Here is a 20,830-nt window from a genome sequence, read left to right as displayed (position 1 = left end):
TTTTCCTGAGATGCCTACCTTACCATTTCACCGGACTCGCGGTAATTCTCTGCAGCCCGGGCTAGCGGTACTCCATACATGGGAGGCCATCGCGCACCTTTTTTGAAATCGTGACAATGTTATCGAAGAAACTTATCGAGTGAATATTCTTGTATGCTATTGAAACATCCAAAGATTGATATTTATCTTCATTATCAACGCGGAATCTTGCAGGAACAAATTCTCCTTTATAAGGTGACTGTAACTCTCTTGCCAGATCGTAGGCCATTTCCATAAAGTTGGGATTAGTATCATTGAACGCTTTCATGTAGTTCACAAACACATCCTCAACGAGATAAACCCCGTTGTCAGAAAGGCCATTCAAAAACAGATACAGGAAGGAAATTTTTTGATGTGAGGCTATATGGCTACCGTCATCAATAACAATATCAAACTGGCCATGTTTGGATACAACATCTTCAAGAAAGCTGACAGCCCCCTGATCACCTATTTCCACATAAATATCATCTTTAGGGACTTCACATGCTTTACACTCAGGTTTGATATCGACACCAACAATATAAGCATCCGGAAAGCTCTGTTTAAGCATGTGAAGCGAGCCACCATGATGCACACCGATTTCGAGGATCCTGACCTTCTCTTTATTTCGGAATTTTGCGAACACTTCTTCGTAAATTTCCAAATAGTGAGGCCACTTGTCTAATTTAACTTTCTCCGCGTCTTCACGGTAATAGTACGCTTCAAATGGATTATTCTCATCAGAAGCACCTTTCCTTTGCGGAAAGGTCAGTGTCGCAGTTTGTTTAAATGCTGAAAATAGTTTTTCTATATGGGAATCTGTCATACCCTGACCTTAATTCAGTCTCTGTTAATCGTTTGAAGCCAATGCCCGGGGTTACCTCACAGACATACAGCTTTGCATTTTTACTGCTAAAACAGCAATCAGTGCTTACTTTTCACTCTGATGATACCGTCCCAGAAATTACTGTCCGTACAAGTTTTGCAGGGCGTAATGTCTTTTCCGCAGCCGGTTTTCTTTTGTAGTTTGCCGGCAAAATCCGAATAGTAGATATCATACAAAGAATTTTCCATGATATTGCCTAGATGCAAATCCATATTTACATCCAGATTGCAAGGTGACACATTACCTTGCCAGTCTAACTGACAAAACTTTATATCCCATACATTACACGTTCCGCTGGTAATGGACGGATCGGCAATTTTACCGCCGTAAGACAAAACGGGCTTCACAATAATTTCGTCCCGTACCCCAAGGTAGGGTTGCCAATAATTCATGAACCGGTCGGACTGCCCCTTGTTGTACTGACTCTCCACGAAGACTAATCTGGTAGGTGAATGATCAGGCATCGAGAACCACAATTTCATCTTCTCGTGAATTGCTTCCAACCTGTTCTTTTTTATACTATTTCCCTGTAAGTCTTTGACTCTGCCAGGGCGTGCAATGTCAAATACGTCGTCATCAATAGCATCGATACTCAGCCTGACCTGATTCATTCCGGCCTTAATCCATGTACGCATGGTTTTTTCATCCATCAGCGACATATTAGTATTCGTTACCAGTTGATAACTTTTACGTCTGGCCAATATTTCCAGAAAGTCGTGGTACTTTGGATGTAACGTCTGCTCACCAAAGAAGTTGAGTTCAACCACTTTGGCAACCCGCTCACATTCGTCCGCAATTCTGGAAAAGACCGCAGAAGATATGTTGCCAATTGCTCTGTCATACGTGGCTCCTGCTGGCTGAGGTTGCTTTGAGTAACGATATGATTGCGGGCATATAGGACATCTGAAATTACACGCATTTGTAAACTCCAGTCCAACGATAAGGCGCTGGTCCGGCGCCACCACAGGCGACTGTTTCAGTAGCGTTATTTCTTGTGACATAAAAATGATCTGCCGGTCGCGGAATAACTTCTGAACTCTGAAACCTCCCACTCAGGGTGCTTGCACATCCATTCATTCAGGGCGCGCTTTTCTCCTTTAGAGCTGTCACCCCACATAGAGTCATAGTCATCCAGAAGTAAAATGAAATTATCTGCCAGATGGGGGGTCGCAAATTCAAGCGCATGCAGAGCGGCAGGATAAACATCGCAGTCAATGTGAATAACTCCGAATTGATGTTTCACTGCTTCATGTTTGTCCGGCGTTTCAAGAGAGTTATCAAAGTCACATTCAACAAGTGAAAGACGACTCTCCTGCCCGCCTGCCACAGTAAAATTCAGCAAAAAGGTCTCTTTATTAGCGTAGTAATCACCGGTTTGATAAAAATAATCTTCGCCCGGGGCTTTCCCCAGGATGCCTTTGAATGAATCAAAAGCGTAAAAATGTTGCAAAGTCTGACTAAAAACTTGCCAGGCTAATGTACAGGTTCTGCCATCAAATACCCCAAACTCACCGTATGCCAGATTGCTCTTGTCCAGTTGCTTAATTCCGTTTATATAGTCATCACATAACTGAAACATGCCGGCATATGAAATACCCCTGCGGCTTACGTCTGGTTTGGTAAAGAAAACATCTCTGGCGTTTCCAAAGACCACAGGAATTCCCTTATCTTTATAGTCTTTGAGTTTTTTACTGGTAGCCAGTGCTGCCTGTAAGTCTGACTCAAACACAATTATCAGTGCAGGGCAAATACCTCTTTGCATAAGTTTATCGAAATGAACAAGCTCAACTTCCGGGCGATTTTCTAAGCCATTTTCGACGAGAATTTGCTTTGCCAGCTGCAGAGCGTCATCGCTGGAAGAAACGATAACCTTGTCTGAAAAGTCTGTACTGACATAACGCGTTAAAGCCCCCATTACCCCTCTCCGAAAATGTACACATTGTCGTCGCAGGTCCCTTCGCGGATTAGTGTATTTTTAATATCAAGACAGTGATTCAAGCTGGCCACTATAATAAAGTAGTCGCCGGAATCTCTGGCGGCTACTTTATAATTTCCGATAAGTTTTCCGGGCTCCGCAAAGGAATCGAAAAATTTATCGACACGTACATGATTTTCAGCCAGCAGAGCTGCCAGATATTCGCCAAACTCGCATGCCCCGTAGATAACAATTTGCTTACCCTCACCGGCGTGCTTTCTCGCCAGCGCCAGCATTTGCGGATATTTCGGCGATGTCTTACGGGTTAATGCTATTGAACCGAAACCCAGAAAACGCCGGTTGTCGAAAGGAAATGGTCTCAGCTCGTTAATTTCTTCACCGATGACTTTGTGATTATTCTCATAACCGTAGCAAGCGTTATATTCACTGAAATGCTGTGTTATCCATTCAGCTTCACGCCCCGTGATCAACGCCTGTTTAAAAGCCACCTTATCTGATGCCCCCGAATTAAGAGACTCAATGAACGAGGCGTTCGATTCTGCCACATAAGATATGGAATTTAAGTCCGTATTCGGGTTCAACATAGCTTTATCAAATGTTACAGGCAAGGACTCCATCACTGCACGAAGTTGCGCTTCAGGTGACTCAATAAATGCCTCAAACTGAATCACCGGATAGCCAGAGTCCATAAACAGCTTCCAGTCTTCAAGAAAGCGCTGCATCCGTAAAAAAAGAGGAGGATCTTCAGCGGTCAGTCCGTTCAGGCCGTACCATTTTTTCTTCAGCGACACCCATACATCAAACGGGTTCCTGACGACCATCAGCGGATAAGGCTTATAACCATGCATTTCATAAACACTGGCCACCTCCTGCCAGCGAAAGGCAATAGTCGTCATTTTCACCCAGGTTACCGGCGTGGTCACCGCTGACAGGTTAACTTCGATGCGGTCTGACGCCATATCGAGTATGCCATCCAGCTCAGGATGTTTTAAGAAAGCTGCCGAGACCAGCGTTGTACCACCGCTTTGTGTTCCTGTCGCCAGGATCATTGGTTTCATGTTCAGAACTGCCTATATCTGTTATTTGCCGGCATGCAACTCACGGCTTCAGCCACGCTCCCAGTATTTTCTGTGCGCAGCGTAAGTGTTGTGTTCAATGTCATGCTCACGGGATGCTGTTTCCCAGAACTTTTCATCCCAGTCTTCACCGTAATGCTCCACAAAATACTCCGCAGCAAAACGCTTTGCATTAGCGATATATTCTTCACGTGGGATAGTCTTGGTGGACTTGTTACCGTAGGTCGTCCCCCCAAGATGATGATAGGTTAAGAAATCATAATATGCGGCGAACCAGCCATCGGAATAAAGCTGGTAAGTATATTCATGAATAGCTCCCCAGCAATATTTAAAGGTGTGATTTAAAAAGCCGTACTTACTCACGACTTCGCCGCGAATGAACAGCATCAGGTAATCTGATGTGGTAACCGGCCGGAGTCCTTTATCCTGAGGAATCGCCCCCGGGTACTGCGCGCCGTGTTCGGCAGGTGACATCATGGCGAGGCGCGGATTCTCCTGCATAACATCAATCATTTCCTGAATAAAATCCGTTTTGTCTTCGACGAACACGTCATTCATGCAGAAAAGATAGTAATCATAGGTTTTCTGCATGTTCAGATAGTTCAGGCCCACATTGTGGCCGAAACACTTACCTTTGAAGTCGTCATCGGTATAGCAAATGGTATTAAACTCACTGAGGTTTGATACTTCCGTACCACACTCAACTACCAGAATATCTTTATTGGCAAAACTGTCGCTTCTGAAGTGCTCTACACTGCGGGTAACCAGGTCCTTCCTGTTCCGTGAAACAATAATAATTGCAACGCTGGGACTACTGCTCATTTTTCCACTCCCTGTGAATCACTTCCACATCTTTTCCTGCGGCCCGCAGGCGCGCGGCTACGTGCTCTACAATTATGGCAGAACGGTGACGTCCGGCATTACAGCCAAGCGCTACACGGGCATCATCATCGAGGGTTACGATAACGTTTAGCATAGGAAGAAGTGCCGAGATAAAGTCATTTACAGCCGGCTGACTCAGTACATAGTCCACCATTTCATCATCTGGCTTATCGAATAAATTCCAGCGACTTTCACGGGCAGGATTTTTGGCGAAACTGACGTCAAAATAATAATTCGAGTTTGGGATACCATATTTAAACCCAAAACTAATAAGTGTAATTTTTTGCATATGGCCCCTCGAACCTATGTTCACTCAGCGATTTAATCTTCAGGCAATTATACCTGTCTGTCATTTCAGATCAGGCTGTGTATAAGTGTTATCGGCCGGTACCCATCATAACTTTACTTTTGATGATTCATATCGCCGGACCAATGACTTACCGGACAATTTTTTAAATAATTTCAATGTCCGGGCAGATCTCCGAAAGAACCGGCAGTATGGAGGCTCTGTCTGAATCCGGTGAAATTACCACCAACTCCACGGTGCTTGCTGCGAGACTTGCAGGTGCTTCAACTTTCAGGTCTTCCACAGACGAAAAACGCTGCCATCCGAAATCTGTAACAAGCGCAGGAAATATCCCGGCAGCCTTTAGCATTTCAAGTAAGCTGCGCCCTGAGTCTGTGATACCGAAAAGCGCAAAACGATGATTATATTTCTTTGCCTGTACCAACACCCGGATGAGATAGTTATCCGGAAACGTAATTTCCCTGTCTTTAAGGTAAAAACGGGGGTCCGACAGATGCATTTTTGAAGCTTCTGTCTCCTCTCCCGCATCAGAAATTGTTTTAATTTGAGAGCTAAAAACGCGGGTTTCAGGCTCACTGCCAAGAAGATGCTTTAAAGCATTCATTTCTTTATTGCTGATTTTAAATCTTGTTTTTGCGAGCTTTTCATTAAAAAAGTGCAGTACCGGCGTAAAATCTTTTCTGATATCACCTTCGGTGTTTTGCAGAACGAGAACCATGCCTACAAGAAAACTGAGTAACTGCTCTTCAGTTAAAATCAGGTTCGCGCGAATAGCCGTTGAAGCGTTATAAAGCCAGACAAGTGCCCGCGTGCGATTCATATTACGCTGTTTTGATGACATACTTCCGGGACGTTTATAGTATACAGCACCGGTATCATGCACTGTGCAGATGTCTTTTCCCCCGACGATAAGTCTGAAAACCAGATCGTAATCTTCGTGTCCTCCCCGTACACGTTCGGAAACAGCGAAGCCTCCGGTTTCCCTGACGTGTTCTGTCTTGTAAAGATAGATATGAGGCGGACCAAAATTAATCAGAGAGATGGCTGACAGCGGATCGCGGAAGGCAGGGTAAATTTGATTAGACCTCCCTGAAACTTCATTTACCTCCACAAATGCAATACAGCTGATCGTATCCGCTTTGTTTCGCAATGAGGCTACCTGTAATTCAATACATCGGGGGGTTAAAGCATCATCGGCATCAAGAAACTTAATGAAATCGCCTCTGGCTACCTCAAGGCCAGTATTTCTGGCAGCAGATAATCCTGCATTTTCCTGTCTGATCAATGTCACATTATTGAACTCGGAAGGGATGTGAATGGCAGGCTCACTCCCATCATCGATTACAATCACTTCGAGGTGACTGAATGTTTGTTCTTTTAAAGATCGCAATGCCCTGCTCAGGAAAGCTTGCTGCTGGTAACAGGGAATGACTATTGTGACCAAAGGTGAATAATTGTAGTTATCCGGCATTATGCAGTCCGTTGATGTTCAAAAAGAAATAACAAATGGAAATTGCATACGCAGGAAATCACTGATTTCCCGGCGATAGGCGACAGAAGCGATGATCACAATCTGGACATCAGACATAGAGATATCTTCGGGGTTCTGCACAGGGATTCCCCCTATCAGCTTAATTTTATCCCAATTTCTGTCAAAGATGGTCGCGACATTGAATCCGGCACTTTCTATTATTGAAATGAGTCGTTGCCCAAGTTCTCCTGCTCCGTAAACAGCTATTTTCTTACCCTGGTTTTCATTCAGTAATACGAACAGAGCTGTCAGATAATCGTCCCTGAAATCTGCGCTGGCGCTCAGAAGGCTGGACCGGTAATCAATAATCTCCTGGGGTTCCCAGAAACCGGAATAAGCAAGCAATTCCCTGTTACATTCTGACAGGGCATTGATCAATGTATCATTTCCCTCAGAGACGGCGAGCTCACGAATCACGGGGGTAAATCGAAAACCGGCAAAATGGTGAGGATTCGAGTTTACATAATTAGCCAACAATAACCCGCATTCAGAAAACTGACCCGCGGTTGTATCTTGTGAAATCCTTTTCAACTGGCAAAACCCGGTGAATATCGCGTGCAGCGTTTCCTGACTCATTTCAGCACGATTAAGCAGCATTTGTACGTTTTGCGTCCAGACGGACAACCTGACCGCCTCCGTTTGTGCGTCAGCGAGCTTTCCGGGACGCAGAATAACACCGGCTTTATGACACGCAGCTAAACAAGTTCCTTTTATTAACAGCCGCAATAATAAGTCATAGGTACCCATAGCGAAGTCATCACTACAAGATTCATCAAAGCCGTCTACAGAAAGCAAATCTCTGGCGGAAAAAAGAAAGCACTGAAGCGGGCCGGGGGACACCATCAACGCATCATGCAAAGGATTCCCGAAGGCACTGATAACGTCTGCATCTCCCTCATTACTTTCATCTGCCTCACGATACCCGATATAGCTGAACACACCGGAATCCATATCGTATACTTGATCAAGCAAACAATCAGGAAGTAACTCATCTTCGGCGTTAATAAACTTAATCAGGGAGCCCCCCGCAGCTTTCAGACCGGCATTCAGGGCTTCACCCGCATTCTGATATGTTTGATGAATAAATGTAACCGGCAAAGCAGAACTGTCCATGTCAGCTGATTGCGGCTGGTGAAAAATACCGGCCACTATGACTTCAACGTGACGATAAGTTTGCTCCATTACGGATTTAAGTGCCCGGTTCAGGCAAGCATCATTTTGATTACAATAAATTATGACAGAAACTAAATGTTCAATTTTCACAGTGACTTACCTGTCGGATTAATTTTCAACTGTTCATCATCCGGCGCGATAATTTCTATACCGCAGCATTCTTGCTTTTGGGCTTCCAGCATAATGGTTTCTTTTATTTCCTGCTGAAATGCCTGAGAGGCAATTACGATTCGCCGGCAACCCTGCTCAAGCGCCGCTCCCGCGCTGACAACTGTATAGCCCGCCACCTGATAGTGTTTTCCCAGCCCGGCTTTGCGATCAATCAAATGGCTTACAGCGATCCCGGCTGCTCTTAACGAGGGAGCCAGAGCAACAAAGAATTCACCGGCACCGTACACGCCAATATTCTGCCATCCCAGAGACGCCATTCTGTTGATCAGAAAATTAATTGCCTGCTGCTTATCATTTTTTAACAGCCCCATAAACCGGGGAACCGTATTATTATCCTCTGTTGCCAGTACACCGGCTGGCCAGTGAAGTTCACCCTTCTGCCATGCCCCGCCGCTGGTTACCTGAGCGACAGCCTGTTGTCTGGCAGAGTCAGCTTTCAGCTTTTTTTTCTGCTCTTCATCAATCACATAGAATTCGTTTTCACTGCCAAAATTATCCTGATGCTTCAGTTGTGCAAACAACGTTGCTTCGTCTTCACTGGGCATCATGAGATAACGCTTCACCAGCGTTGCAGCCTGCGAGGCCGGGAGTGGAGGAAGCTCCATCTTATGAGCCATATCCATATAAGTCAGGCAACCTTCAAGAAATGCATCGCAAAAAGCACTGTTCTCTGGCAACGCCCTGCCCGTGACCGGTCTGACTTTTCTGTCATCATCGACGTAACTCAGTGTGGAGCCTTCACTCCCGAGTAACAAAGCTTCAATACATTCCGGCGACCGTGCCAGACGTTCAGCAATACGGTCATATAGTCCGCCGGGAGGCAGAAAAACACTGTATGTGGTGTGGTTGAGGAAACGGTAAATTCTGTCCGTGGCAAAAAACAAAAAATTGGCTTTGGCAGGGCTGCCAAAAATGGACTCCAAAGAATGCTGAATAGTCCCGCCATCTCCAAAATCCACTACGGCACAATCGCCGAAATCCGCCCTTAAAACATCACGCGTATAACGCAAAAAAAGAGATTTCTGGGTAGCAACTTTTTGCTGTATTCTTGCACTGTTTTTGTGTGCTTTTTCCAACAAGACCTGTCGTAATGTCCGCCCGTCCACCATCATGTTTCCGGCGCTGCGCAAGCAAACAGATGGACTGAGACTGCCGAATCCGTCAGAACTGAGATAAAAATCATCAGCAAAGTTCTGCAGCGTGTATCCATTGTAATGTATTAGCGTATCCACAGCCTGTTCCAGCCAGTCTGCTTTTTCAGTATTAATTCCAGCCCAGAATGCTGACAGGCGGGACACATACAGTGATTCCACCGTAATGCAGTCTTCCCCCTGAAGTGCAAAATACTTTCGCAGCAGTGGGGTAAAAAACGCTCCCTCCCGCATGACACAGAGAATATGCCTGATGTTTGCAGCTTCACATTGTGCTCGTAGCCAGCCGGCAAAAGCCTGCATTACCGGGCCCCACACGAAGCTGCCTAAGTCACGTGCAATATACTCTGCTCCCCCTTTTTCGCTGTGTGCCGGTTGTTCAAGACAACTCAACGTACGTGCAGCGCCAGAGACGCCGGGCTCCGGAGACAGGGCCATTTCCATCCGGGTAATAAAGTGCACATCGATAGCCGGTGAAAAATGCAGAGCGTCGAGTCCGGCCGCCAGGGCTGCGTCCACATCTGAGGCTTTATTATCACCTGCATGCAACCAGCTTTCCGGGCTGGCTTTCAGTACTTCTTTTACGTGTAAAAACAATTTACCGCTTTGCTTGGTAACGCCTGTTTCAGAGGATACGAAAAGCGGTAACTGACAAAGATCTTCATTCCCCCTGAAAAAAATCTCACGGATTTGTGCGGCAGAAAAGTACATATCGGAAATGAGTGCAACCTGAACCCCCTGCTCTTTAAGTTGCCTGATCACATCAACAAGCGCTGTGTTAACCACACTTATCTGCGTTTCCGCCTCACGCTCAGCCAACGCCAGTGCACTGCGTAATACAGGAGAAAAGGGCATAGCGGAAAAAATTTGCTCAAACTGTATGTCTTCACGTTCATTGTGTAGCTGTCTGGCCAGTGCTTCAGCGTGGACACGTAACGAGGGATAATCCGGAGCAGGCACCCTGTGTCCGGCAAAAATGCTGCTATCTATGAGACTGAAAATCTGAAGGGGATCTGAGACGTGCCTGAAAATCAGGGTATCGAATATATCGAATGTAACGGTTTTTATTTGCCTGCCGCTGACACGCTGAAGAATGTGCCGGTAAATATTCATATCGACGTATCCGCGACTGAAGTGCCGGTACGATGGAACGCCACATAGCCATCTTCTAATTGCCTGCGGATTACAGGCCCGTGTACCTGTGCAAACAGCTGCTGGTACGTATGATAAGCATGCTGAATTGCAGTTACTTCCTGCACCTGACAAACATTAAAAAAACGATCAACGATATATCTGCCTGCAGGCACTTCTGTCACGTCCAGAATATGACTGACGACATGGATAGCATCCTGTCCGGCTTCTGAACCGGCATATTGGGCACAGCTGATAATTCTGGCCTGAGGCCAGACCTGAAGGATTTGTCCTGTCACTGCAGTATAATTGTCAGGTTCATCACACACCACCAGCCTGATCCAGTCCTCACCAATGGCATCCCGCCAGCAATACTCAGACTTAGCCAGAATATTCTGTGGCTGAGCGTACCACTGCCCCATTGCAAAATCATAGACAGACAGATTACTGCTGAGCGATTGTGAAGACTGTCCTTTGCGACTGGCCCAGAATGCTTGTCTGGGGAGCTCACTTAGCCTTACAGCGATAAATGAATCAAAAGACTCTTTGGTCAGATACTTCGCAAAATACCTCAGCCGGTTTCGCTCAAAGTAATAATTACTGAATGTATTGGTGGCGTGAAGTGCTCCCATCTTATGCTGAACACGGGCACTGGCAATAGCGTGGACTTCAAAACCGGCCTGCTTCACCCGGGTACACCAGTCCATATCGTCCCAGTAGATAAAATGGGCTTCATCGAACACGCCCGCTTCGCGGATTATCTCTGTACGTGTGACCAGACAACAGGCAGGTACATAGTCGCAGATCACAACATCAGGTAGCGAGTTATCATCTTTGTGGCCTTTTAACGGTGTTTTCACACCATAGTTTTCCCGGTCAATAAATGCACCGAGCTCCTGCAGAATATCAGGATCATCCATGGTACAGATCTTGGCACCGGCAACGCCTACCTCTGAATGGGCCTGTAAGTACGCGACCAGTTTGGGCAAGGTGTCGGTGTCGAGAAGAATATCGTTGTCCAGCAAGGCCACATAATCGCACCCGGTTTCCACTGCTGCACGCATGCCGGTGGCAAAGCCCCCTGCTCCGCCGGTGTTTTCTGCTTTTGCAATAAGCGTCACCTGTTTGCCGTACTCGCTTTCAATCAGCTGCTGACTGCCGTCGGTGGAGGCATTATCCACCACGATCACATTGATACTCAGTGAATCAGATTGTGTGGCCAACAGAGAATCGAGGCAGCCTTTCAGGTAATCTTTTTTATTGAAGTTGCAAACTACTGCCGTCAGGGAGACTGTCATCATGCACTCCCCTGACGAATAAAAGCTTTCACTTTTGACGGGTTTGCCCGGTTGCCAAACGCAAACCGGTGACGATCATCGAAGAAGTGGCCTGTTGCAGACGACTTTTCTATCCACTCAACAAATTTCTCATCGTTACCACGGAACAGAAAGTACAGAGCAGCGGCAAACTGATGATGGGCAATACCCTGTAGAATAATGTCCGGCTCTACACCAAATTGTGCAGCCTGTTCACAAGCAAGACAGATATCCCGCAGGCTTTGCTCACGGCGCTCTGTGCTACGCTGCGTTTGCGCGCCGAAGCTGTCAGGATGAATACGGTAACGCCCCAGTACATCCGGCATGTAGTTGATGCGGGCATTCAAGAAACCGGCGTTTAAGATATAAAATGGATAATCCAGAATAATGCGGCAGTCTGTCGCAATGGTGCAGGCAAGATGGTTATGCCGGCGGAACATCACACTGCTGGCCTGCATGTAGGTGCCGTAGCGGATAAGGTGAGTGATGTCTGACTGTGGTGGTATGTGCTGCCAGTTGTAGAAAGTCTGGCTGTACAGGCGAATGGTTTCATTAGTTTGCGAATCGAACATATCAGACTCATGAAACACCATCTGGCATTCAGGGTGATTGTCGAGATAGTCCACCTGCTTTTGCAATTTACCCGGTAAGGCAACATCATCGCCATCCAGATAAGCAATGTACTTACCTCCTGCTTCACCAAGCAGAGTTTTCATATTTTCAGCCAGTCCCGCATTCTGCGTTTTAAAGATAGCTTTTAAGTGACTGAACTCCTGACGCAGCGCTTCAATTTCTTCGCGGGTGTTATCAGAGGATGCATCGTCACACACCACCACTTCATAATCGAAATCGACATGCTGATCCAGCACTGAACGCAGGCACTCCCCGATATAACGCTCAAGATTATAAGCCGGTACAATGACTGACAGTTTCATTCAAACACCACTTTTCTGCCTAACTGGCTAAACAAATCATATCCGTCCCAGTCCGGAGAAAAAGCAAGTGCATTCCCCAGAGGTACTACCCTGTCTATTCCCTGTATCGGCAACGCGCGGATAATCTTAAAAAGTGCTTCTTTTTCAAAGCCGGCGTAAGACAAAGTCTGCCAGCCTGCGTGGTCGTAACCGGCAATCGCCTGTACATCATCAATATGAATACAGAACAGCGTACTATGCCCCTGATGGCGTTCCAGCAAGACATGGTGCCAGTGATTAATATGTACAAGAGACAGATCACCGCATTGCTCTGCTGTACTTGCCGCACCATCAGCAATACACCACTGGGCAAGCACCAGCTGCTCGTTGCGCTGCACCATTGAAGGGGCATGCTGAACCGCTATACCCGACAGGGCGCGGGTCAATGTGTTCCAGTTTTGCTTTTCTCCCGTCCAGAACAGAATGCGGGGAGAAGAACAGGCCTGTTGCTGAAACATATCGCATTCACGCCACAATGCTGATGCCATGGCTTCTGCCTTTTCATCAGCACTTTGCGCACCGTCACTTTTTAATGCATCCACGTTTATCAGTGCTGCTGAGAATCTATCGGCAAAACTGATGTCCCGGCATCTTGGCTTACAGGATAACCCGCGTATTTGCCTCACGCTGTCGTCTCCGCCCCATAACACTCTGGCATCCGCCAGCATGCTCACTGCCGGGCCGGCAGGGTCATCCCGCTCAAAATGGATAAACTGATTGCCGGCATGGAGGGCAGCATGTTCCGGCAGCAACAGCAAGTATCGTAACTTTTCCAGCAGAACCGTTTGCACATCGCTGTCTCTGCCTGATACCCGTACCAGATTTCTGTTGCCCATCAACAAGGCGCAAATCCAGCTGTAGATAAACATGGTGTCCACATTCGCCGGTGTGTAATGCACCACCAGTCCCAGCGGACGGTAACTTTGCTTTGCTATATTGGCTGTCAGCGCATTCAGATTACCTTGTCTGAGCCAGTGACCCAGCGCTATGAGTTCAGGATACTGGCGGCAGTCTGGTGATGTCATGAGCTGGCGCGACAACGCAGTAGTAAATACCAGCACGTCAGCGGCACTGACAGCAAGATTTTGTGCACTGATTGCCGGCAACGCATCAGCGGAGACTGGCTCCAGCCGGATTAAATCTCTAATCACACAGCACCTCCGGCAGTATCACTGCAACCCCGCAATTCTGCTTTCGGCAACCGTCCCGTGACTTCGAAATAACGTCCTTTACGCCCGCAGGCACAATCGTCTTCCCCCATAATTCTGCCACGATCTTCAGTTAGTAAACTGTAGCCGGGATAACTGTGAGGCAACGCCGATATAACCTGAATAATACCGGGTTCGTCAGGGCCGCAGATTGCCAGCGTACGGGGATCGCGGATCACCACTTCTGCCAGAGAAGGTGCATGTAAGTGGCCTTCTTCACATTCCACAAATACACTGCCTACCTGCTCTGCCATACCGTAAAAGTTATGCACTTTTGTGATGCCGGTTACTGCGCGCACGGTATCTTTAAACTGGAGGTTACTAACCTGTTTGTCCTTAAGCTTTTTCCATCCGCCACTGTGAATAAGGATCCCGTCAGATAAATTAAGCGCAATACCGTCTGCTTTAAGCGCTTCCACGAAGTGTAACCACACCATAAAGGTAAAGCCGAACACCAGCACCGGTTGTCCGGCATACTTATCTGCAAATTCCTTTACCGCCTGATGATTCAGCGACATATCGGTGTTCAGTGCATAGGTATGTCCGCGGCCAAAAAAAGCCATGCCGCCGACGCCGGCTCCCCGGGCTGAGAGATGAGGGCTTTTCAGCACATCCGGCGAATCAATGATCAGCATAGGCAAACGCTGTTTACCAATAAATTGCTGCATGATGGTGACCAGCGCTTTGGATTGCCTGGCACTGGTTTGTTTATCCAGAGTCACTTTCGCCGTCACCTGACCGGTCGTTCCGGATGACTGCAAGGTTTTAAACACATTTTGGGGTGCCACGCTGCTTAGATGCATCAGTTTGAAAAGCCGCACAGCCAGATAGGGTAAGTCGCTGTATTCATGGAAAGTCTCCGCAGACGACGCGAAAAGCTGATGATATGCATCACAATGTGTCAGATGATGCTGATGCAGCAATGACGTGACATGACACAATAAGCGACTTTTCTCTGCCTGAGGCAGGCCATACACGGGTTCGCTGAGCAGCAGGTTATACGCGTCTTCATAAGACTTTGGAAAAAGCGCGGAATCAGCCGTTATCATGCTAATCCCTTCCTGCTTTCAAAATAGCCTGATAATCTGTTTTTCCGTTACCCAGCAATGGCCAGTCTGAAAATGCCCGTACCGTTAAGTAGGCAGGCGGCGCGGATACCAGAGATTTAAGGCGACTTTCAGCTTTTGACACATCACTTTCCCGGCATGCTATGACAAGAAAATTGTCCTCACCGGCCACTTTAACTTCCAGCCCCTGCTCTGCAAATAACGCTTCCAGTCCGTCCAGATTCACCCGTTCACCGGCCAGTTTAATAATGCGTTTTAAGCGGCCTGTTATGGTGTAGTCGCCGTCTTCATCGAAAAAGGCTAAATCACCGGTATGTAACACAGCGGAAGGAGAAAACGCTGCCAGATCGGTATGATCAGACACATACCCCAGCATGACATTTTTTCCTTCATACAGCAGTTCCCCCGTTACGCCGGGCTCACTGATAAGCCGGCCATATTCATCACAAAGTGACAATTTGCCGCCCGGTATCGCTTTACCTGCTGCTGAAGGTTTGCTCAATACGGTATGTGGTTCGAGATATGCCATTCTCGCGGTCGCCTCTGTTTGTCCGTACATGATGAAACATTGCTTGTTATATTTATCGGCATATTCAGCGAGGGTTTTAACCCCGGCTTCTTTGAGCTTGCCACCAGCCTGAGTGAAATAAGTAAGTTCCGGCAATAATTGGCGGTCAAACCGTAAGCGCAGCAGCATTTCATAAAAAGACGGTACGCCGGACAGTGACGTCACCGCTTCATCTTTAAGCAACGTCCAGAATGCACGGTCCATTGGCGTAAGTGAAGTCAACCTGACTGTCGCCCCTTTTGCCAGATGGGTATTTAGTACCGACAACCCGTAGGAATAAGAGAGTGGCATGGTAAGCAGGGTTTTATCTTCTGATGTAACAGGAAGATAAGAACAGATAGAGGCCGTATTCGCAGCAAGGTTTTCACGGGATAAAGCAACAAACTTTCCACCGCCGGTTGAACCCGATGTGGTAAGCAACAGTGCCAGTTCCCCGGCTACAGGTATGCATCGCTGGTGTTTTACGGTCAGGCTGTTGTCTGCCACCAGCAAATTGGGGGTGAGCCTGGTGATTAATGCCTGTTGTCCCGCTGCGGACAAACCAGGGTGAAACAGCACCACAGGAAAGCCCGATTTCAGACAGGCCAGGTAGCAACTTACAGAATCAACATTACCGCACATGGCCAGTGCCACTAACGGTCGCTCCACGGTGCTACTGAGTTTTTCCTGCCACTCTGCAATATGCCTTTGCAGCTCAGCGTAAGGGCAGATCCCTTCGTCTGTGATCAGTGCCGCCTTTTCACTGTTGCAGGCAAACACATCCTCAGGGAACACAACGCTCACGGATAAAATAACCCGTCCACGGGCAAGGTATGACCCGTCGTATAAGCCGACTGACGGGACAGTAAAAATACAACAGCCCGCGCCACATCACCGGCACGGCCAGCCCTTTTCATGGTAATTCTGGCTTCAACTTTAGCCCTGGCATCCTCTTCATAATGCGCGGTAAGCCCTGTATCAATGAAGCCCGGAGATACCGCATTCACACGGATCCCCACTGCCGCCAGTTCTTTCGCCAGCGACTTGGTTGCTCCGCTCAGCGCAGCTTTACTGGCACCGTAGGCACTCATGCCTGTAGCCCCCATTTCGCCAATCTGAGAAACAATGTTCACAATACTGCCATGACGGTGGCGTGCCATTAAGCGGCTGGCCAGTTGCATATGCTGATAAGGGGCAAGGAAGTTCACATTCAGCTGTGACTTTAACGCGTCCATACCGCTTACGGTAAAAGCGGCTTCTTCCATAATGCCGGCATTATTAACCAGGCCGGTTAACGGACCGATATCACTTTGATTCTGTTGTTTCTGAATTTGACGGAAGGCGTCTTTAACAGCTTTTTCGTCAGTCACGTCATAGTTCAGCGGGATCACCCGTGATTCATACTGATTTACCAGCGCAGCCAGTTTAGCTTCATTGCGCCCGGCAGCAAATACTGCGGCACCGGCCTGCACGCACTCATTAACAATGGCACGGCCAATATCACCGGTAGCCCCTGTTATCAGTACCGAGCCACCTTTAAGCAGGATAGATTCAGAATTGGACGTCATACTTTGTCAGGATCTCTTTCGCTTTGCCCACGGAACTCATATCAATAATGTCGTCGGTATCGAGCATGACATCAAAGGTGTTTTCCAGCTCGGAGATCAGGATCATGTGTGCAGTAGAATCCCACTCTTTAATAGTGTTGTAGGTCAGTTCATCCGTGACCATCTCTGTACTGATCCCCAGAGCCTGAACAAATGACTGTACGAGCTTTTGCTGATTATCCACAAAAAACCTCTTTATTGACTAAGACTTGCGCGGACGCGACAAGAAAGATTTCAGTGTTACAGTTTGCCGCTCATAGGCCTCTTTTTGCAAGCGCAAGCGCACAAAATCGTCCTGACCGCTGATTTCATAGCCCAACTGACGGTTATATTTCAGTGCGGCGTCGTTATCCGGTTTCACCGCCGCCGAAAATTCGGTCACATTGAAATGGGAAAAACAATAATCATACATCGCCAGAGTGGGAGCGAAAGCCAGAATGTTGCCCTGATAATCAGGTTCACCAATATATAAACCGGGCTCTAATACCCGGGCGGAGACTACTGTCTCTCCGATGACCGGCACTTTCACATTGGTTGAGCCAACAGGCCGCCCTTTGTATTCGATAATCCAGTGCATCTGAGACGGGTCGTGACTGATTTTTTGAAACCATGCAGCTTGTTGCTCCGCAGTGATGAGTGATGTAGACACCATCTTCTCACGCACGTAGTCGCTGTTCCGCCACTGCCTTAATTTATCCAGATCGCCCTCTTCCAACGGCCTTAAGGTAACCTGCCAGGCTTCAATACGTGGTGCCTTAACAGTTGACTCCTGCCTCATGGCTGAATGACCTCTGCGATAGCATTAAGGACATTAAACGCACCGTCAGCATGATACTTACCTTTTACTGCCTGCTGCATGGCTTCCAGCTTACCGGGTTGCTGCCAGAGTGCATGCACTGTGCGGGCAATCTCGTCGACAGGCACATCGCCGGTACAATCAAAGGTGGTACACCAGCCTTCCTGCTGAGCCTGCTCAGTCGCCGTTCTCTGGTTTTCTGCCACCATCAGCAGTACTGAAGGTGTTTCGCAGACGCCCAGTTCAAACTGACTGCCTCCGGCGGCACTGACAGCAAGCTTACTGTGCCGCCACACATCGGCCATATCCTGACAATTATGTATATGCTGAATCGCCAGCGGACTCGCCTTTATTGCCTCATTCAGTGCACTGATATTATTAAACGCCGCACCGGTAATTACCCGCACCGGCACATCATTAAGTACATCAGACAACGCATTAATTAACGGGACGGTCAGCCCTTTCGGATCGCTGCCGCCGATACAAACGGCGATGCCAAAGCGCTTGTCCTGTGGCGGGTTATCGCCCCGTTGAAATTCACGTCTCATCAAACGGTAATCAGGTCCGGAACAAATTTTTACTGCCGGGTTAATTTCCAGATATTGCGCATCTAGTGACGAAGTGGTGCTGTTTACCACCAGCGAGGCCTGCGCGACCTGACTAAGTTGCCCGTCATCCATGACCACCACAGGGATCCCTGCCCCGCACAGTCCGCTCAATGAATCTGCCGGTATATCGTAGCCGTCAATCACAACAACTGAGGCATTCATGCGCTGGGCCTGTTCTGTCAGCCAGCGACTTTCTTCATCATCACTGCCACAGGGCACTTCCGTCACCGGATAAATCCAGTCGTTTCTTGCTATAGCCAGCGCCCTGCCGCCCTTATCTGTAAAAAAATGGCAGGGAATGTCGTAGCTTCCGGCCGCCTGAGCCAGTGCCAGCGAACGCATCAGATGTCCCATTCCAATCGCGGGCGACACACTGACTCTGAATACTATAGGTCTCACTTAAACGTTCTCACTTCAGGGCTCTCATTTCTCCAGATGTTCCCACTTGAGCGCGGTGCCTTTTTTCAACGCGGTACGGGCTTTACTGCCGAGGACTTCCTGCCAGTGCTTTGGCGCAAGGCCAAAAGCCGGCCGGACGATTTTCAGGTTAGACTCATCCAGCGTGTCACCAATATTCACATCTGCGCTTATATAAATTGAGCGGCGGTATTGTTTTGCCGCTTCCTCAGCCTGACTACCTCCGTAACGAACCTGCCCCATGCCTTGCCAGGCACGCTCAGATTCTGTTACCAGCATTTTGAGCTCTGCAGGCTCCAGTGAAAAAGCCGCATCCACACCACCGGCGCTACGATCCAGCACGAAATGTTTTTCAATAACAGTGGTGCCCAGCGCGACGGAAGCCACTGCCACACCGATACCGCCGGTGTGATCACTCAATCCCACCTGACAGTGAAAAGCGCTGCGCATATTGGGAATAGTGTTCAGATTAGTATTGCCGGGGTCTGCCGGATAGGTGCTGGTGCACTTCAGCAGCACGATATTGTCACACCCGTTGCGGCGGGCACAGTGAACGGCCTGCTCAATTTCAGCAAGGCTTGCCATGCCCGTAGACATGATCAGGGGCTTCCCTTTACTTGCGGCCCTGGCGATAAGGGGTAAATCAGTCAGCTCGAACGACGCAATTTTAAAACACGGCACGTCGAGACTGTCGAGGAAATCCACAGCTTCACCATCGAAGGGAGAGCTGAAAGCGAGCATACCCAACGCCTTTGCCCGGTCAAACAGCGGCTTGTGCCACTCATAAGGCGTTGCCGCTTTTTGATATAACGCGTGCAAAGATTCGCCATGCCACAAACTGTCTTTTTCTGAAATCACGAAATCGTCGGTAGCAACATCCAGCGTCATGGAATCGGCGGTGTAGGTTTGTAATTTAATAGCATGGGCACCGGCTTCAGCTGCTGCATCCACCATCGCACAGGCCAGCTCAAAGTCCTGACTGTGGTTGCCGCTCAGTTCTGCAATAATAAACGGAGGTTCATCCGGGCCGATTAAACGGTCACCAATTTTTACATCATGCACCGGCATTCCCCTCTAAGATATTCATCACGCCCTGTGCGATCTGCTCAGGTTCAACAGCCACATCTGACATGTCAGTGGCATACTCGGGCATCAGCGTTCTGGGATCGACATTGCCGCTGATAACCAGAGACGGCGTACCGGTGGCTGTTGCCAGCCACTGCGGCGCAGAAGGTACGGTTATCAGTAACTGACTTGCTTTAAGTTGGGATAACGTCTGGCGCATAGAACAACGCCCGTCAAATCCGGTCCAGACATGAACGCCCTGTGCTTCGAGAAGCGCTTTGAGCGCCTCTCCGTGCGGGTAATTCCGCTCCGCAGTTCTTGCGCCGGTCGCCATGGCAACCACAGGCTGGTTGAGACCGGCCAGATGACTGTCGGCTTCCACATCAATGGTCATGTCCATGTCGATAGTGCTGAATCCGCAACAACGTCTGAGATAAAATTCAGGATACCCCCGCTCAGGTACCTGCCCGTACTCCCACCAGGTTGTATGCCATTGTGCCATGCTCATCCAGCTGCTTTGCATATACTGAGCGGGTAAATTAACGTAATCCGGCGACAGAGTTTGCTTCTGAAATTTATCAACGAGTTCAGCCACACTGATACTCATGGTATTACCAACCACTGGTTCACCGGCATCTTTTAAGAAGCGGGCGAGGAAACACGGCATAAACCACGTGTCGAGATTGATGATCTGAGTATATTCTTCAGCCAGGATCTGTTCAGCCAGCCCGAGAAACGTTTGCATGGCATCTACGATGTTTTCCGGCCACTCTCCCTGTTTCAGCGCGTGAACGGTAATGTCCGGTTCTGCCAGCTTCAGTAACTCCTCACCGGCGGCATAAGTCAGTGCGTGAATACTGGCTCCGGGGAATTTTGTTTTTACGTAGCGGATAGCCGGGATCCCCACACAGGTGACATCGCCAAGTCCCAGCATTCTGATTATGAGTATTTTTTCCTGCATAA

At 48.2% G+C, this 20,830-nt stretch carries 20 protein-coding genes; all 20 read right to left on the bottom strand.

The features are described 5' to 3' along the window. Positions 1–61: 61 nt before the first annotated feature. Entirely contained in the window at positions 62–844 is a 783-nt protein-coding gene (locus ACXAGR_RS13865; protein ID WP_474851039.1) for a class I SAM-dependent methyltransferase, read from the bottom strand. A 98-nt stretch (positions 845–942) separates the two neighbouring features. Further along, positions 943–1,905: a radical SAM/SPASM domain-containing protein gene (locus ACXAGR_RS13860; RefSeq protein WP_474851038.1), complete on the bottom strand. Its 963-nt coding sequence runs from the start codon at positions 1,903–1,905 to the stop codon at positions 943–945. Further along, positions 1,890–2,819, bottom strand: a complete 930-nt coding sequence (locus tag ACXAGR_RS13855; RefSeq protein WP_474851037.1) for a class I SAM-dependent methyltransferase — start codon at positions 2,817–2,819, stop codon at positions 1,890–1,892. Before ACXAGR_RS13855 ends, ACXAGR_RS13860 begins: the two co-directional genes overlap by 16 nt. Continuing rightward, positions 2,819–3,898, bottom strand: coding sequence for a hypothetical protein (locus ACXAGR_RS13850; protein ID WP_474851036.1), 1,080 nt, complete (start codon positions 3,896–3,898; stop codon positions 2,819–2,821). The genes ACXAGR_RS13855 and ACXAGR_RS13850 overlap by 1 nt, the downstream gene beginning before the upstream one ends. Positions 3,899–3,946: 48 nt before the next feature. After that, positions 3,947–4,738 (bottom strand): glycosyltransferase family 2 protein, encoded by a 792-nt coding sequence (locus ACXAGR_RS13845; protein ID WP_474851035.1) that lies wholly within the window; start codon positions 4,736–4,738, stop codon positions 3,947–3,949. Beyond that, the gene (locus ACXAGR_RS13840) at positions 4,728–5,087 is read right to left on the bottom strand and encodes a RapZ C-terminal domain-containing protein (RefSeq protein ID WP_474851034.1); all 360 of its coding nucleotides are present in this window, start codon (positions 5,085–5,087) and stop codon (positions 4,728–4,730) included. Before ACXAGR_RS13840 ends, ACXAGR_RS13845 begins: the two co-directional genes overlap by 11 nt. Positions 5,088–5,250: 163 nt before the next feature. Further along, positions 5,251–6,576 carry a glycosyltransferase family 2 protein gene (locus ACXAGR_RS13835; RefSeq protein WP_474851033.1) on the bottom strand — a complete coding sequence of 442 codons (1,326 nt, stop codon included), beginning with the start codon at positions 6,574–6,576 and terminating at the stop codon, positions 5,251–5,253. A gap of 18 nt (positions 6,577–6,594) precedes the next feature. Beyond that, a complete protein-coding gene (locus ACXAGR_RS13830; RefSeq protein WP_474851032.1) occupies positions 6,595–7,899 on the bottom strand; it encodes a glycosyltransferase family 2 protein in 1,305 nt (434 codons plus the stop codon). Continuing rightward, entirely contained in the window at positions 7,896–10,244 is a 2,349-nt protein-coding gene (locus ACXAGR_RS13825) for an HAD-IA family hydrolase (RefSeq protein ID WP_474851031.1), read from the bottom strand. Before ACXAGR_RS13825 ends, ACXAGR_RS13830 begins: the two co-directional genes overlap by 4 nt. Then, positions 10,241–11,563 carry a glycosyltransferase family 2 protein gene (locus tag ACXAGR_RS13820; RefSeq protein ID WP_474851030.1) on the bottom strand — a complete coding sequence of 441 codons (1,323 nt, stop codon included), beginning with the start codon at positions 11,561–11,563 and terminating at the stop codon, positions 10,241–10,243. The genes ACXAGR_RS13825 and ACXAGR_RS13820 overlap by 4 nt, the downstream gene beginning before the upstream one ends. After that, positions 11,560–12,513 (bottom strand): glycosyltransferase family 2 protein, encoded by a 954-nt coding sequence (locus ACXAGR_RS13815; RefSeq protein WP_474851029.1) that lies wholly within the window; start codon positions 12,511–12,513, stop codon positions 11,560–11,562. The genes ACXAGR_RS13820 and ACXAGR_RS13815 overlap by 4 nt, the downstream gene beginning before the upstream one ends. Continuing rightward, positions 12,510–13,703, bottom strand: coding sequence for an acyl-CoA reductase (locus ACXAGR_RS13810; RefSeq protein WP_474851028.1), 1,194 nt, complete (start codon positions 13,701–13,703; stop codon positions 12,510–12,512). Before ACXAGR_RS13810 ends, ACXAGR_RS13815 begins: the two co-directional genes overlap by 4 nt. Then, positions 13,700–14,809, bottom strand: coding sequence for a LuxE/PaaK family acyltransferase (locus ACXAGR_RS13805; RefSeq protein WP_474851027.1), 1,110 nt, complete (start codon positions 14,807–14,809; stop codon positions 13,700–13,702). Before ACXAGR_RS13805 ends, ACXAGR_RS13810 begins: the two co-directional genes overlap by 4 nt. A 1-nt stretch (position 14,810) precedes the next feature. Next, the gene (locus ACXAGR_RS13800; RefSeq protein ID WP_474851026.1) at positions 14,811–16,178 is read right to left on the bottom strand and encodes an AMP-binding protein; all 1,368 of its coding nucleotides are present in this window, start codon (positions 16,176–16,178) and stop codon (positions 14,811–14,813) included. Beyond that, positions 16,175–16,942, bottom strand: a complete 768-nt coding sequence (locus ACXAGR_RS13795; protein ID WP_474851025.1) for an SDR family NAD(P)-dependent oxidoreductase — start codon at positions 16,940–16,942, stop codon at positions 16,175–16,177. The genes ACXAGR_RS13800 and ACXAGR_RS13795 overlap by 4 nt, the downstream gene beginning before the upstream one ends. Continuing rightward, entirely contained in the window at positions 16,926–17,165 is a 240-nt protein-coding gene (locus tag ACXAGR_RS13790; protein ID WP_474844642.1) for an acyl carrier protein, read from the bottom strand. The genes ACXAGR_RS13795 and ACXAGR_RS13790 overlap by 17 nt, the downstream gene beginning before the upstream one ends. 18 nt (positions 17,166–17,183) lie before the next feature. Next, positions 17,184–17,759 (bottom strand): GNAT family N-acetyltransferase, encoded by a 576-nt coding sequence (locus tag ACXAGR_RS13785; RefSeq protein ID WP_474844641.1) that lies wholly within the window; start codon positions 17,757–17,759, stop codon positions 17,184–17,186. Continuing rightward, positions 17,756–18,784, bottom strand: a complete 1,029-nt coding sequence (gene pseG / locus ACXAGR_RS13780) for a UDP-2,4-diacetamido-2,4,6-trideoxy-beta-L-altropyranose hydrolase (RefSeq protein ID WP_474851024.1) — start codon at positions 18,782–18,784, stop codon at positions 17,756–17,758. Before pseG ends, ACXAGR_RS13785 begins: the two co-directional genes overlap by 4 nt. Before the next feature lie 24 nt (positions 18,785–18,808). After that, the gene (pseI, locus tag ACXAGR_RS13775) at positions 18,809–19,864 is read right to left on the bottom strand and encodes a pseudaminic acid synthase (protein WP_474851023.1); all 1,056 of its coding nucleotides are present in this window, start codon (positions 19,862–19,864) and stop codon (positions 18,809–18,811) included. Then, positions 19,857–20,828 carry a glycosyltransferase family 9 protein gene (locus ACXAGR_RS13770; RefSeq protein ID WP_474851022.1) on the bottom strand — a complete coding sequence of 324 codons (972 nt, stop codon included), beginning with the start codon at positions 20,826–20,828 and terminating at the stop codon, positions 19,857–19,859. Before ACXAGR_RS13770 ends, pseI begins: the two co-directional genes overlap by 8 nt. Positions 20,829–20,830 lie beyond the last annotated feature (2 nt).

The sequence above is a fragment of the Alteromonas sp. ABH4_457 genome (assembly GCF_056160625.1).
The sequence above is the reverse complement of the archived record's forward strand: the minus strand, read 5'-3'. Positions and strand labels throughout refer to the sequence as shown.